Origin of the sequence: Hymenobacter sedentarius (assembly GCF_001507645.1) — a bacterium.
Taxonomy (GTDB): domain Bacteria; phylum Bacteroidota; class Bacteroidia; order Cytophagales; family Hymenobacteraceae; genus Hymenobacter; species Hymenobacter sedentarius.
This window is the reverse complement of sequence record NZ_CP013909.1, coordinates 3699644-3712772: the sequence shown is the minus strand read 5'-3', so window position 1 is coordinate 3712772 and position 13129 is coordinate 3699644. Positions and strand designations below refer to the sequence as shown.

Sequence of the window (13129 nt, the reverse complement as noted above, 5' to 3'; positions counted from 1 at the left end):
GGGTTTACTTGGTTTCCAGCTTTAGGCGCTTGGGCTTGGTGCTGCGCTTGGTAGGAGGAACTTCGGCAACTTGCGTTACCTCCGTTCCCCCCGCTTCAGCGACCAGGCCCGCCTTCAGCAATTCGTCCGCCAGGTGCTGGCTGACTTCCTTGCGTTCTCCTGGGAGCCACAGTTCCCGATTACTCAGGAAGGTGGTCAGGGCAATGACGGTCTTCGTCATGGCTTAGCGCTTACGCTTTGTTGAGGCTGGTAATGGCCGATGCGAACGAGCCCTTGATGAAGGCCTCGGGGCGGTTGACCAACTGCACGTGGCGCGACTCAAGCACGACGAGGATCATGTTGTGCATGGCGTCGTCTTCGTTCTGGTCGTACACGCGCAGGGTCAGGCCGTCGCGGGTGTAGAGCTTGGCGCCGCGGTCGAACGAGCCCACCAGGAACTGGCCGGTGGGCATGGCGTCCATCTCGACAATCTTCACGCGGCCAATGGTGGACAGCGTGCCGGAGAGGATGGTCGGCAGCAGGTAGTTGCCGTTGGCGTCCTTTTGCAGCTCCAGGTCGGCCACGTCCACGGGGTTCATCACCACGTGCGAGGGGGTGTAGAGCGCAATGCGGGCCTGGGCAATGGCCACGCGAATGACGTCGATCTTCTGGGCATTTGAGATGGTGGACGCGAAATAGCCGGCGTCGAAGGACTTGGCCAGGGGCATGATGCCCTGCAGGTCGTTGCCGGTGCCCGAGCCCAGCAGGGACTGCTCGTCGAGGTACTCGTTGTGCAGGCGCACCATTTCGCTCTGCACGAGGCTCACGAACGTGGTGGCGTCCTTGGTGGCCTCTTCCGAGAACTTGGCGGTGACGGCTATCTTCTTGACGGTCGCGTCGATCAGCTCGGTGGTGAGCGAGAACTTCGGCTTCAGGCCGCCTTCGGCCACCATCTGGGGGCCGCCCTCGTAGCCCGTGATGCGGACGTAGGAAAGGCTGGGGGTATTGATGGTGCCCCCGGCGACGATGTCGCTGATGGAGGTCGGCGCCGCGGGGGCCGCCTGGTAGCCCAGCTCGGTCTTGCCCACGAAATTGGCGCCGGCGGCGGTGAACATGTTCACGGCTGCTTTCTCATCCAATTGGAAAGTGACCGTCTTGCGCTCGGCCAGGTTCTTCAGGTCTTCCGACTTGGCTTCGACCACCGCCAGGAATGACGAGGCGGTCTCGCGCTTCTCGGCGCCAATCTTGGCGTTCTTCTGCTCGGCCGCAATGGCGTCGAGCGAGGCCTGTACCGCTAGCAGGTCGGCGGCATGCTTGGCCTCGAGCGAGGCGAGGTCGGTCTTTACAACATTGGCAACTTCTTGTAGTTGTGCTTTGAATTCATTGATTTCCACGGTTAGGGTGAATCACTTTTTATAAGCGTCTTGGAAGACGCGGAGCGCATTGAATTCCAGCTTCACCTGCACCGGCTCGACCACCAGCGCCTGAGTGGCTTGCACCGGCTCGGCTGGAAGAGGGAGTGATGGGGACAGTAAATCCGAAATCGCCTGCTGTATTTGCAGCGCCTTGATTTCCAGAAGCGCGCACGTTTCGTCCGAGATATTCCCGTGGCGAAGCGATTTTTGTAGGAGGGTGAGCTGCTTGAAGAGCTCGGCCTGCTGGTCGGCCGGGGTCAGGGACTTGATGCCCACGATGCCCGCGTTCTCGTTGGCGCCCCAGGTCACGGTGCTGTACTCGTAGAGCTTGATTTCCTGCAGGGTGCGCGTGCCGGTCGATTCGTCGCGGCTGGACTTCACGGCCGTGTAGCCGATGGAGTTCTCGGTAAGCACCCCATCGGCTACCAGCGTGAGCAGGTCGCGGCCGAGCTGGGTGTCGCTGATGATGGAGGTTACCAACAGGCCCTTCATGTCTTCCACGATGGACTCGGGGCGGCCCACTACCTGTTCGGTGTTGTGGTGCATCAGGTGCTTGATGCGGGCCCGATTCTCTTGAATCGTCTTCGCGAAGGCACCCGGCTTGATGACGTCCTGGTAAGAATCCAGGGAATTGAAGTCCGCCGCGTACAGCACGATGCGGCGCCCCGTCGTATCGACGTCGGTGATGATTCCGGTGGCAGCCTTTTTGGTTTCGAACATGGGGGGAGGTGGTGTTTTGCTGCTTTATATATTCAGCGCTTCCCCTCGCTTTTTGCCATAAAAAAACCCGCTTTTACGCGAGGTTCTGCTTGATGCTTTGGTGGTTATAAGTCCAATGAGCCGGTGCGTAGTGCGCCTTTTGGCTTGTAGCCGATGGCACACCGGCAGTTGATGCGCTCCCGCGCGCTGAGGGCCGGATCTGCTGGAAAACGGCAGGGCTCCCCGCCAATCAGAAAGGGCTGGTTGATGTCCACCTGCTGCCCACCAGCCGCCAAATGCGTGGGGCGGGTCCTGGCGTCGGCCGTGGTAATCCAGTACTTGTCGAGGGCCAAGCCAGTCGAGAGGGCGCCAACGTAGGAACCCGCCGACGAGGCACCAATCAGCTCGGTTCTCGCGATTCTACGAGCTCTTTTGGTGTTGAACTCGGTGATCTGGCTGCGCATGCTGCGGGCCGTATCGGCAATGCTCTTGCCAGTAGCCGCAGCCTCTTTGAGCACCTGGCGCACCTCTTTTCTCGTCGTTTCGGCGATTTTGACGATGGCCTTGGACGATTCGAGGGCGATAAAATTCTTTGCACGCCGCAGCCAATCCGTGACCGGTAGGCCAGTAGCCGCTTTTTGCTCCCGGACGAGGTGGCGGTACTCAAAACGCGCTTCCTGGACCATCACGGTCAGGTAGAGCTCGTGCAGTACCGCCTTCAGGTGCTTGGTGCTGACGCTGGCCGCGATTAATTCGGGCATCGCGCCCGCGGCCGCCAGGGCCAGGGCTCTTTCCAGGTCACGTAGCAGGGCCAGCCGGATACGGCGGGTGTACCGGTCCTCCAGCGCATCGATGCGCTGGAAGCGGTCAGTAAGATGTTGGTTCAAGCAGGGGAGGGGTGCGTTATTCTTCCGGCACGGCAGCGTCTCCCGTGGCGTAGGCATCGGCCGGGGTCTGGTCCTGCTCGTCAATGGTGGACACGTAGCCAATGGCCGCACTTCTCAGGAATCCGTCGCCGCCGTCGATGCTCTGGTAGCCCGCCAGCTTGCGCTTCTCGTTGACGGTGAGGAAGTCGGCGCTGTTGGCCGCGGTGATTAGGGCCGTGGTGTTGGGCTTTAGTACCTCCACGCCGGACAAGTCCAGATCGATGTACACCTGGTCTTTGTAGGCACCGCCAAACTTGTAGTTCAGGCCTTCCTGGAGCAACCGCAGGTGGGGAATCAGGCAGTTGTTGTACAAGGCCTTCTGCGCCTCGGCCACGTTGTTGTAGGTGTTCGATTTGGTGCCGCTGAGCAGAATGTCCGGGTAGTTCAACAGGTCAGCCACCATGCCTTTGTCGGCCTGGATGGAGTTCAGTACATCCAGTTCTGCCGGGCTTAGGCCGAGCTGCGCGGTGCCGATCTTGCTGGGCACGTAGGTGGCCTGGGAGCCGCGGCGGTTGAGCTTGGCGTAGAGGTCGCGTTCCTGGGCTTCGGTCAAATCGCCTTCCACCTCTTCGCTGGCGTTGAAGAACACCGTCTTGGGGCCCCCGTTAGCCAGTTGCTGGATGCGTTCGCGCATGGCGTAGTCCAGGCTGGTCAACGCCAGGAGGCCAGTGCTCAGCGGGCTGAGGCCGTAGTTCTTTTTTTCAGGGTTAAAGGTTTTCAGGTGCAGTACTTCTTCGGCCGAAAACGTGTCGTAGCCGCCGTCCTGGCGCAGCAAGCGGTAGCCCTGGACCGGAGACATCCAGTTCACGCCAGGTACTACTTCCGTGTGCTTAGGCATCAGCCACAATTGGGTGATCTGGCCGTAATTCAACCCGGACGCGTTAGTGCGGGCCAGAATGAAGGCATTGCCGGTGCTGATAAAGGTGCCCAGGTAGTCGGTGACAAAATCACCCCACGTTTGGGTGGGGTTGGGGCGGTACAGCACGTTGCCCAAGGGGTGGTTTGGGACTTTTTCCGCGGTCTCGTCTTTGCTCAGCTTGTACACATTCCACGGAATGGACCGAGAGGCAATCAGAATCGCGTTGAGGATGGTCGCGAAAACAATGTTGAGCTGCGCGTCGTTGCGGCCCAGGTTGATGGCCGGGGCGGCGTTGAGTACACTAAAGCTGACCGGATTGGTCCGGCCGATGCCATCCACGCCCACCAGGGCTTTTTGTTCAACAGCGAAAGGCGCTGCGTCCTGTGTGATGAACAGGTTCTTTAGGTTGGTCAGGATAGACATTCATGCCGTCGTAATTTTTGGTAGCCTGACTATATATGGACTGGCGTCAAGGCATAAAAAAACCGCCTCAGTAACTGAGGCGGCTCTGGTAGGGGCTATTAATTAGGTGATAAAAGAGAGCGTTCTTAGGCCTCTTCAATGTGAATCGATTTAATATCAATACGCAATGATTCTCTTATCAATTCGGTCTGTTCAGAAAATGTCCCATTGCTTATAGCTTTGTTGAAATAAGCAGCACTTTCACTTGGTAGCACGTAGACAGTTCCCTCAATTGGGTCCATCTCCCTACGAGCCCATCGATTTGGAGCATTCCCGGCTAACTGTAAAAACTGGGATTCTGTAAGTGTTTCGGTGCTGTGCTGTAAGGCAAGCAGGAGAAATTGTTGGTACTGTTTAGGATATGCTAACAAAGCTTTTAGAAGGACTTCTTCATGACGGGCGCTCTCCATCCAGTGTTCGTCACTAAGCAAATCCTCTGTGAAATTTTGATTACGCCCCCATACGCGGCGCAAAAAGTCAGGGGTGATTTCAACATCCTGCTCTACTTCAGCTTCGAATACCAATCGTATTTTTTTCATGCCGCCAAATTACATGGCAGCCGAATCTGAAGCTACTCTTTGGCACGCGGCAAGCACGTTTACTAGTTATCGTTGTTTTAGTACACCCGCATTTTGCGCTTGGCCTTGTTGGTGAGGCCCATCACGCGGGCTAAGCACTGGGTGAGCGTATCGACCCGGTCATCGTGCGCCGCGTTGGGGAAGCCGGTCAGCTCCGTGAGGAAGGGGACCACCCAACTGCCGTCGATCAGCTTGACTTTGTTCTGGTAGATGTAAGGCAGCACGTTGTGGGCCCGCTGCACCTTGTCGGTACTCGGGGCGGGCGCTTCCTCAACCAGCACTTTGCCCCGCTTTTGCATGGACTGGAAGACGCTTTTGCCGTTGGCCTTGGGCTCGATGTAGAGGGTGCTGCCGCTGGTGTAGCCGTTGCGGCCCAGGAACACGGGCAGGTAGTCCAGCAGCGTTTCGTATTCCATCCAGTCGCAGTAGGACTCGCGGATGTAGGTGATACCGTCGATGGTGCACGAAGCCAAAAGCGCCGTGGGGTCGTTGCTGGTGTTTTCGGTCAGGGCCGTGTCGGCATCGTAATTCCACAGCACGTTCTGGCCCTTCGTCACGGCTTGGAATTGCTCCCACGTGATGATTTCGAAGTTGGGCTTCTTGAAGATGCCGGTGCTGTCATCGGCTGGGTTCTGCATGACCTGGGCCGCGAAGGCATAGGGTCCCAGCTCGACCTTATAGGAGTCGATGACCGCATCGTTAAAGCGGTTCGGGTCCAGCAGGCCGCCGTTGGCGTCGTAGTAGGGCAGGGCCGACTGCGGCTGTACCAGGTGGCGATTGTCTGCTGTCACACGCGCCGGCAAGCAGATGTGCTGGAGCTTCTTCTTGGCCAACAGGTAGCCGCTGGGGTCGTCCAGGTGCAAACGCTGCATGACCGTAATCGTCACCGTGCGGCTCTTGTCGGTCTTTCGCGAGGAAAGAGTCGTCGAGATGTAATCGTTGGCGCTGGTGCGTTTTAAGAGGCTATTGGCCTGCTTCGCGCTCAGCGGGTCGTCGTTGATGATGAAGTCACTGTGCAGGCCCGTGGCCGTGCCGCCCGTCGAGCTGGTGTAATACACGCCTTTCTCCTGGTTGGCGAACTTGCTCTTGCCGTCGTTGTCGCGGTCAAAGACGATGCGCTTGGGGTAGGCCTTTTGAAACCGCTGCGACTTGAGGCACTCGCGCACCTTGCCCGCGTTCTTGATGCTGATTTCCCGTGAATAGCTGGTGCCGAGAATCTTGGCGCTAGGAGTACGTAAGGTTATCCAGGCTTCGAGCAACTGGAGGATGGTGGACTTGCTCAGGCCGAACACGATGTTGATCAAGACATCGTCCTGGGCCTCCTTGCGCTCCCAGCGTTCCACCACGCCTTGCAGGAAGTCACAGAGGAATTGAATGTGCCAGTTGAGCTGTAATTCGGCCGCTTCAATCTCGGGCCAGTAGGTACAGAAGAACGTGAAGAAGTTGCGGCGGCAGTCCTCGGCGACAATCGCCTCTTGCACGCTGCGCATTATTCATTTGGGTCCTTTTTTGGGGGCGTCGCGGCCGCAATGAGCTTCTTGTAAGTGGCGTACTCTTCGTCGGTGAACTGCGACAAGTCCAACTCATGGGCCGATTCGGCTTCGCGGGGCTCGGGGCGCTCACCAAACTTCTTCGGCTCCTGAATTTTCAACAGCCACTGGCGCAACTTCAGCTGCTCCCGAACCTTGGCAATCTCCACCACGTCGCACTCGTCCACGATGTCCTTCAGCTCGTCAAAGATTACCAGCATCTGGACCTTATAAGCGGCCTCGTACTGGCGAAGAAACTCGGGGTAGGTGGTCATCCAATTGAGGATGGTGCGGCGGGAAGGCAGGTCGTCGTCTTGACAGATTTTGCGCAGGGAATTGCCCTCGGCCACCAAATCACAGATTTGCCGGGCCAGTTCGGGGGTGTAGAGCGTGGGGCGTCCGCCCGCGTGCTTGGGTTTGGGTGCCTGGTTGTACAGGTCTTCAAAAGCATCCATTCAATAGGTGGTAAAAGCCTTTTGGAGCGCTTTACCACCTGTATTTATTGGATTGGAATAGACATAAAAAAGCCCTGTCAGTATCTCTGACAGGGCTTTTGTGCTAGTTAATTGGTTTTGCTGCTGCGCTGCACCACGGGCAACTTGTTGAGTTGTTCTGCGCCAAAGTCCACGGCGGGATGGTGGTGATGGCCATCTACGCCAACGACCCGTTGACCGCCTACCAACTGATCGACGAAGTAGTCAGCGCCTCAGTGTGATTTTACGGTGCTCCTTTTTTTCTTAAAAAGCTCATATGAATATGAGGTTTTTTTTATGAGTAGTCAGCTACATTAGCAACACATTCCTTCAATCTCCAAAATAGATACAGCCATGCTGAACGCAGAGATCCGCACGAATAAAAAAGGCAGAAGAGTAATAAAAATATTTGGTAGTGCAGGCGGAAAAACGACTTTAATGAAGTCCGGAGAATACAAATGCGTTTTTGAGAGCGGAGACGAATTAGTGCCCAATCCCGAGGGAGGTTGGAAATTAGTTTATAACGAGAATGAAATAGATCTTCCTGTCGGCAGTAGATGGAAAATTGTATTTACTGACGGCACGAAACTGTTTTCATTGCCTTATAAGAAAGTCGCGGTAGGGGAGTGGGCAAGAATCGATGGCACAGGCTTTTTGAAAGGCGATCTTGTGGTCTACATGGGTGGTGGGTTAAGCAAGCCTATTGGAATGCTTAATGTAGAAAAAGCACTACTGAAAAGGCAGTTCAATACTACAGTCCAAAAAAGAGATGATTACGACGATGAAGATAACGTGATGCGTGCCTTAAGCAGTGGCAATGGTGACAGGCTTGGGTTCTAATTGTGTACTCTAATTGTGATTAAATCAAAGTATTAACAACCCAGCTAAAAAAACTAATACAGCATGAATGACGCAAATATTATCAACATAGACAAAAAGGGCCGAAGAGTACTTAAAGTCAATGGTGATGCCCGGGGCCAAATGGTTCTAATAGAATCCGGGAAATACAAAAAAGTCTTTACAAGCGGCGATGAACTGGTTCCCACTCCTGAGGGAGGATGGAAATTAGTTGACAATCAAAACGAGGTTGACTTACCTGAGGGGAGTAAATGGAAAATCGTATTTACTGACGGCTCTAAAATATTTCCTGTGCCCTATAAGTCCATAACAGAAGGCCAGTGGGTCCTTTTGATGGGGTCTGGTCTTTTAACAGGAGAAATTATGGTCCATGATGGCGGCAGCCTATTTGTACCAGGCGGCTTTTTTGAAATGAAACCAAAACATGTTAAAAACCGAAAGAAGGCGTTTGATGCATTACCGAAGCTGCGCAAAGCGTATAAAATCGATGATGACGATGACGATGAAGACAAAACCATGCGTTCATTTGACAGCGGTGATGGCGATAATTATGGGTTTTAGAACTGAGAATAAGTGCAATAAGCCCTGCCCTCACCGGCAGGGCTTATTGTAATGTCTTTATAGCGGTTAGGCTACGTAGGTTTTGCCCTCGCAGAGTTCAGAAGAGCGCGTGTAATCCCACAGAAAAGCGTCGTCGTCGATGCTGTGGTAGAAAGCTTCGGCCTCGTCGTAGCGCAGGAATTTCTTCGCTTTTTCCTCCGGGGCAGAACCTTCGGTACGTTCGGTATACCTAACCGTAAACTTACCCTCGTTGTAGTCTGGGGCGCCTTGGCCACCGTAATTGCTGGTCGGCATAATTGAAATGGGTTTGTAACGCCAAAGTAAAACCGTCCACACTTAAACGCGGATTCAACGAGTGCACAAAAGCCCGGCCGCTCAAGGCAGGGCTTTTGTTGTGGTGAAAGAAACTAACGCGGCAGTACGGTTACAATCACATTGTTTTCCAGGTGTACGCGATGGGTATTGCTGACCATGTACCGGCCGCTGCTGCTGGTCTGGTAAGTCTGCAACAGCTCCGGGTCGTCCGAGCCAATCACTTGCCGCTTCATCTGTTCGATGTCCATGCCCATCACCCGCTCGAAGTAGCGAACCAATGCGTGGTCGGTCACCGCCGGTAACTTCGGCGTCAGCTCCTCTACTTTCTGCTCCAGCTGCGCCAGTTCCGTGTGGAGGTGGCTTAACCGGGAAGTAATCAGGGAGCGCCGCTGGTCTATGGCAGACTGTTCTTCCCGCAAGGCTTCTTTCTCTTTTGCGTGCTCGTCCCTCATGGCCACCACCTGTTTTAGGGTTAAGCCGTCCAGGGCCAACCCGTTCCGTGGCTCTTTGGGCGCAGGCACCGGTTCCAGGACGCAGAGGGACTTAAGCTGGGGATTGTCGGCTAATGACGTGCTGGCCGGAACGACATGAGCTTTGTTGGCCGAATCGTAGTACGCCTGCAAGCTTTTGTACACGATTTCCTGTACGCAAGGAAAATCGTTGTAGAGCTTGTTGATGTTAACCAGCAACTTCATGCCTGCCTCGTCACAGCTTTCCACGAGCTTGCGGCGCATCCATTCCACGTAGGAGGGTTCTGTTTGCAGCACGTGGGCCAGCGTGCGGCCCTGGTATTTGCGAAAGGTCACGTAGACGTTTTTGGCAATGTCCAACGCCCGCTGGAATTCTGCGGTGTCCTCGGGCTCCATTACTTCCGGCGTTTCAGGGTCGGCTTCCTCTACTACTTCCACCTTTACCACTTCGGAAGCGGATACTGCACCCGGAGGCGTTACGGGTTGACCACTTGGTTCCAGGCTTTCCTCTAACGTCAGTCCGCTTTTAATGCGCTGGAAGTAGCGCTGGTAGTATTTCTTTACTTCCGCGGGGGTAGCATCGGGGTGGTGCAGCTTTACTATTTTGTTGAGGTTTAGATTTTCACCTTCGTAGAAGTAAAGATTCTTTTGATATTCTGGTGCTCTCATGATGTGGGGGTTAAAGGCGTATAAGCCCTTGTGATTAGTAGAAATTACATGGATTATAAGGCCAATCCAGGGATTGGTTTGGCCGTAAAGACTTCAAAGTGATGCCGTTATTCGTTTTGGTGTTGGGCATGAAAAAACCCAGTCGTGGTGACCGGGTTTTTCAATGATTTACTACCCAAAGGCACGTAAGACAACTTGCTTACTTAGCCAACAGGAGCTGGCAGTTGCGATAGTAGCGGATGCCCTGCACCACTTCCCGGCCTTCGCGCAGCTCGACAATGGCGCCGTGCACGTATTGCAAGAGGTCTTCGGCTTTCTGGGCGTAGGGCTCGCCCACGGTGACCATGCCCCGAAACCGGGAAATGTCCTCGTCCAGGTTCTCGATCAGGTCGTCCTCTACCCGCTGCACAAAGGCTTCCACGGCCATGAACTTGCTGTCCTCGCGGTTCAGGTAGAACTGCATGATTTGGTTGAGGCTGCGGTTCGCAATGAATCGGTCCACCTCTTCCTCGTACACCGGCAGCGATTCCCGCAGCGACGCGAGGGCCAGCGCGTTCTGGTCGGCCAGTTGTTCGGGCGTCAGCTCCGTGCTGGTGTAGTACAGGGCGCCGGTCACCAGCTCGTACTTGTGCTGCTTGGGCACCAGCTTGCGGGTGTTGTAATCGGTCACGGCTTCTTCCAGGCCGTCAAAATATGAATCTTCCATATGGGGGTTGGGGGGTGGTTATTTGGCAAGCGGTCGCAAAAACAGCTTGTTGAGGTAGGTCTTTTGAAAGCTCTCGTGCACGTGGATCATCGAGGTGGCTTCCAGCACAAAGTCGTGGTCGTTGGGCCGCTGGTGGTAGAGGTCGATGGCGAGGGCGGTCTTGACGCTCCACTCATTCACGACGATGGCCTTGCGGGGCGCCCAACGCAGCTCGTGCTGGTCGTTCGTGACAGTGTACTTGGCGTTTTTAACCCCGCTGGCGTGGTTCACAAAGTTTTCCATCGACGTCATGAAATCTTGCACCCCAGCATGAGCAGCTTGTGTCAGTTCTGGGTCTTCAAACCGCGGCACCCAGATGCTGATCACGTCGTTGGCCAGCGTCATCAAGTTCAGGTCGCCCAACGCCTTGTCGCGGCGCAACACCTCGTCGTTGAACTCCAGCTCGTGGTATTCGATGGGATGCGGAAAACCCAGCTCGTCGCGTTCCTCGGCGGTGTAGAAGTCGTTTTCACCCAGCAGGTCGCGTTTGGTTTCTTCGAGCTCGTCGGCGTATTCGGCCTCGGGCAAGAGTTCTTCCATCGTCTTGAACATGTGCTGGACCCAGGTAATCGGGTCCTGGGTGATGGTTACCTTTTGCAAGGGAGGTTTAGAGGCAGCAGCCTTTTTGGGGGCCTTGTTTGTCGCTTTGCGACGGGTTTTACTCTTGGGCATGATGAAGGTGGTTGTTTTAATTTTTTTGTAAAAGTTGTATCACAGAATCAGCTGAAAGACTGGCCATTAGGGCTTATAATCCCCGACTCTGGTGGACACACTGGTGCCATTCGCATAGCTGGTGCCAGCGAAGGGGGAGCAGGTACGGAAAGTGTTCTATAAAGGAGGGTATCCTTCCTATCCCTTGACCCTCGGTTCGGTTTGGGCTCCCGATTCCTGGACAACCTCGAGGAACAGCTCTTTGGCGAACGCGAGGTCGGCCTGTTTCACCAGTGCCCCGTCGTAAATGGGCACGATGTCGTTGATGCCGTTCTCCAGGCACTTGATCAGAAAGGCTTGCATGATGCTGGACTCGATGCGCTGCATGAGCAAGGCCAGGTTGGAGTGGGCTCCTTCTTTCTTGCTGTTGTTGCAAGTCAGTCGGGTCTTCTTAATGGCTGCGAAAAACTGCCATACCGATGGCCACTCGGCTTTGAATGCATCGTTGAGGATGCTGAAATTCTCAGGCAGTTTAGCGGTCTTGCCGTTCTTCATGACAGTGCCTTCCTGCTTGGCGAAAATCACGCGGAAGAACAGGATCTTGGATAGGCTGCGGTCATCGATTTCGACGTCCTGGGCATCGCTGTCCTCGTAATTATACTCAGCGTCAAGGGCGATGATCTGGGCTCGCCAGTCGTCGCCTATATGCTCCACAAGCAACTCCATCCAACGCTCGTACACCGTGCCGTTGGCGCAGAGCAACCGGTAGGCGTTGAAATCCGCGGCCTTGGTGTAGGCACTGTTCAGGATGTGCTTTACTTCCTCGTAGGCTTCGGGCACATATTTCTTGACCAGTGCCTCGTCCACGATGGAAGTGATCCAGGGCTGGCTGTTGACGATGTCGAGCTCGGCCATTACCTCGTTGCAGCCGGGAAAGCGCAAGAGCTGGCGCAGCTCTTTCTTGAGGCTTGTGTACTGGCTGTGAAAGCGGCGGCCGAAGTTGCAAGCGAAGTAGTACTCGGTTTCTCTTGACTTAATGGCTTCGAGTTGGGCGTCGAATTCGTACTTGTCCTTGTACTTGGGGTTGTTGTGGAGCGCATCCAGAATGGCCCGGGCCTCGGGCGCGTCGTTGACCACCTCGATGTGGCGCATGAGTGGGGCCAGCACGTTGTAGGGAGCGGGGAGGCGGCTGAGCATCTCCTCGAACTTGAATTGCTTGTACGCCTGGTTGGCCCGGATGGCACGCGGGGAAGTCACGGCCACGCGGGTATAGGCGGGGGCCGAGAAGTCGAACAGGTCGAGCGGGCGGGTGCAGCGGGGGTGCACCCGGTAGCGGGTAGACGTCTTGGAAAAGGCGTGGGCGTTCTGTACCTCGATCAGCTCGTGCTCCACCATGAAATCGCGGTAGGCTTTGATCTTGTTGGCGCTGAACAGCTCTTCCATGTGCTGCCAGTGCATCTGGACGAAGGCGTCGGCATTGATGCGGCCGTCGCTGATGCCGCGGGTGCGGTTGTAAAGGAACTTGAAGAACACCACGATGCGGTCTGCATCGAAGGGGAGTCCATGGCACAGGTCGTGCAGTTCGGTGGCTCGCAGGCCACGGGGTAGATACCCTTCGCAGGTGGGTGGTTTTGTTTTCTTACGGGGCATTGTCTTCAGAGGCAACAGTTGATTTATTCGTGAAGGCGTTGGGGAGGCTTTCGAACTCCTCCCCAACTTCACCGAGCTGTTGCCCTCGGTGCACGTAGCCTTGCTTGCTTTACTTGGCCAAGAGGAAGGCGATTACCTCATGCATCGGAATGCTGCGCTCTTGCTCGAAGCTCAAACGACGCTGTAGCTGTAGCAGCTCTTGGTGTTGGGAGGCAGTAGTGGCGATAACGCGCTGATTAACTCTTGATTTGGCGAGTGATTGGATGCGGGCCATGATGATGTATGTGCTA

Annotated in this window: 15 protein-coding genes; 2 read left to right on the top strand and 13 right to left on the bottom strand. The window is 55.4% G+C overall.

Going from position 1 to position 13129, the window contains the following annotated elements:
* Positions 1–4 precede the first annotated feature (4 nt).
* From AUC43_RS15300 to AUC43_RS15265, 8 genes are all read right to left on the bottom strand, one after another.
* A complete protein-coding gene (locus AUC43_RS15300) occupies positions 5–220 on the bottom strand; it encodes a hypothetical protein (protein WP_068195515.1) in 216 nt (71 codons plus the stop codon).
* A gap of 10 nt (positions 221–230) precedes the next feature.
* The gene (locus AUC43_RS15295) at positions 231–1373 is read right to left on the bottom strand and encodes a phage major capsid protein (protein ID WP_068195512.1); all 1143 of its coding nucleotides are present in this window, start codon (positions 1371–1373) and stop codon (positions 231–233) included.
* A gap of 12 nt (positions 1374–1385) precedes the next feature.
* Positions 1386–2114 (bottom strand): HK97 family phage prohead protease, encoded by a 729-nt coding sequence (locus AUC43_RS15290; protein ID WP_068195508.1) that lies wholly within the window; start codon positions 2112–2114, stop codon positions 1386–1388.
* Between the two features lie 104 nt (positions 2115–2218).
* Positions 2219–2980, bottom strand: a complete 762-nt coding sequence (locus tag AUC43_RS15285; RefSeq protein ID WP_068195505.1) for a phage minor head protein — start codon at positions 2978–2980, stop codon at positions 2219–2221.
* Positions 2981–2996: 16 nt separating this feature from the next.
* On the bottom strand, positions 2997–4301 hold the full coding sequence (locus AUC43_RS15280; protein ID WP_068195502.1) for a phage portal protein: 1305 nt from the start codon (positions 4299–4301) through the stop codon (positions 2997–2999).
* Between the two features lie 125 nt (positions 4302–4426).
* Positions 4427–4879, bottom strand: a complete 453-nt coding sequence (locus AUC43_RS15275) for a hypothetical protein (RefSeq protein WP_068195499.1) — start codon at positions 4877–4879, stop codon at positions 4427–4429.
* A gap of 77 nt (positions 4880–4956) precedes the next feature.
* The gene (terL, locus tag AUC43_RS15270; protein ID WP_068195496.1) at positions 4957–6408 is read right to left on the bottom strand and encodes a phage terminase large subunit; all 1452 of its coding nucleotides are present in this window, start codon (positions 6406–6408) and stop codon (positions 4957–4959) included.
* Positions 6408–6902, bottom strand: a complete 495-nt coding sequence (locus AUC43_RS15265) for a terminase small subunit-like protein (RefSeq protein ID WP_068195493.1) — start codon at positions 6900–6902, stop codon at positions 6408–6410. Before AUC43_RS15265 ends, terL begins: the two co-directional genes overlap by 1 nt.
* Before the next feature lie 372 nt (positions 6903–7274).
* On the opposite strand from AUC43_RS15265, the gene AUC43_RS15260 reads away from it, so the two are divergent.
* Both AUC43_RS15260 and AUC43_RS15255 read left to right on the top strand, forming a co-directional pair.
* Complete coding sequence (locus tag AUC43_RS15260) at positions 7275–7760, top strand: hypothetical protein (protein ID WP_157781115.1); 486 nt, start codon at positions 7275–7277, stop codon at positions 7758–7760.
* Positions 7761–7823: 63 nt separating this feature from the next.
* Entirely contained in the window at positions 7824–8339 is a 516-nt protein-coding gene (locus tag AUC43_RS15255; RefSeq protein ID WP_157781114.1) for a hypothetical protein, read from the top strand.
* Positions 8340–8405: 66 nt separating this feature from the next.
* On the opposite strand, the gene AUC43_RS15250 is transcribed toward AUC43_RS15255, so the two are convergent.
* The 5 genes from AUC43_RS15250 to AUC43_RS15230 all read right to left on the bottom strand — a co-directional run bounded on the left by AUC43_RS15250 (position 8406) and on the right by AUC43_RS15230 (position 12839).
* On the bottom strand, positions 8406–8633 hold the full coding sequence (locus tag AUC43_RS15250) for a hypothetical protein (protein WP_068195481.1): 228 nt from the start codon (positions 8631–8633) through the stop codon (positions 8406–8408).
* 113 nt (positions 8634–8746) lie between these two features.
* The gene (locus tag AUC43_RS15245; RefSeq protein WP_157781113.1) at positions 8747–9793 is read right to left on the bottom strand and encodes a hypothetical protein; all 1047 of its coding nucleotides are present in this window, start codon (positions 9791–9793) and stop codon (positions 8747–8749) included.
* A 199-nt stretch (positions 9794–9992) separates the two neighbouring features.
* Positions 9993–10499 (bottom strand): hypothetical protein, encoded by a 507-nt coding sequence (locus AUC43_RS15240; RefSeq protein ID WP_068195476.1) that lies wholly within the window; start codon positions 10497–10499, stop codon positions 9993–9995.
* An 18-nt stretch (positions 10500–10517) separates the two neighbouring features.
* Positions 10518–11138, bottom strand: a complete 621-nt coding sequence (locus tag AUC43_RS15235; protein ID WP_068195473.1) for a hypothetical protein — start codon at positions 11136–11138, stop codon at positions 10518–10520.
* A gap of 249 nt (positions 11139–11387) precedes the next feature.
* Positions 11388–12839, bottom strand: a complete 1452-nt coding sequence (locus AUC43_RS15230; protein WP_157781112.1) for a hypothetical protein — start codon at positions 12837–12839, stop codon at positions 11388–11390.
* Positions 12840–13129: the final 290 nt, after the last annotated feature.

Coding starts and splice junctions, on each gene's coding strand:
- AUC43_RS15300 (WP_068195515.1), bottom strand. CDS start 220: ATGACGAAGACCGTCATTGCCCTGACCACCTTCCTGAGTAATCGGGAA.
- AUC43_RS15290 (WP_068195508.1), bottom strand. CDS start 2,114: ATGTTCGAAACCAAAAAGGCTGCCACCGGAATCATCACCGACGTCGAT.
- AUC43_RS15280 (WP_068195502.1), bottom strand. CDS start 4,301: ATGTCTATCCTGACCAACCTAAAGAACCTGTTCATCACACAGGACGCA.
- AUC43_RS15275 (WP_068195499.1), bottom strand. CDS start 4,879: ATGAAAAAAATACGATTGGTATTCGAAGCTGAAGTAGAGCAGGATGTT.
- terL (WP_068195496.1), bottom strand. CDS start 6,408: ATGCGCAGCGTGCAAGAGGCGATTGTCGCCGAGGACTGCCGCCGCAAC.
- AUC43_RS15265 (WP_068195493.1), bottom strand. CDS start 6,902: ATGGATGCTTTTGAAGACCTGTACAACCAGGCACCCAAACCCAAGCAC.
- AUC43_RS15260 (WP_157781115.1), top strand. CDS start 7,275: ATGCTGAACGCAGAGATCCGCACGAATAAAAAAGGCAGAAGAGTAATA.
- AUC43_RS15255 (WP_157781114.1), top strand. CDS start 7,824: ATGAATGACGCAAATATTATCAACATAGACAAAAAGGGCCGAAGAGTA.
- AUC43_RS15250 (WP_068195481.1), bottom strand. CDS start 8,633: ATGCCGACCAGCAATTACGGTGGCCAAGGCGCCCCAGACTACAACGAG.
- AUC43_RS15245 (WP_157781113.1), bottom strand. CDS start 9,793: ATGAGAGCACCAGAATATCAAAAGAATCTTTACTTCTACGAAGGTGAA.
- AUC43_RS15240 (WP_068195476.1), bottom strand. CDS start 10,499: ATGGAAGATTCATATTTTGACGGCCTGGAAGAAGCCGTGACCGATTAC.
- AUC43_RS15230 (WP_157781112.1), bottom strand. CDS start 12,839: ATGCCCCGTAAGAAAACAAAACCACCCACCTGCGAAGGGTATCTACCC.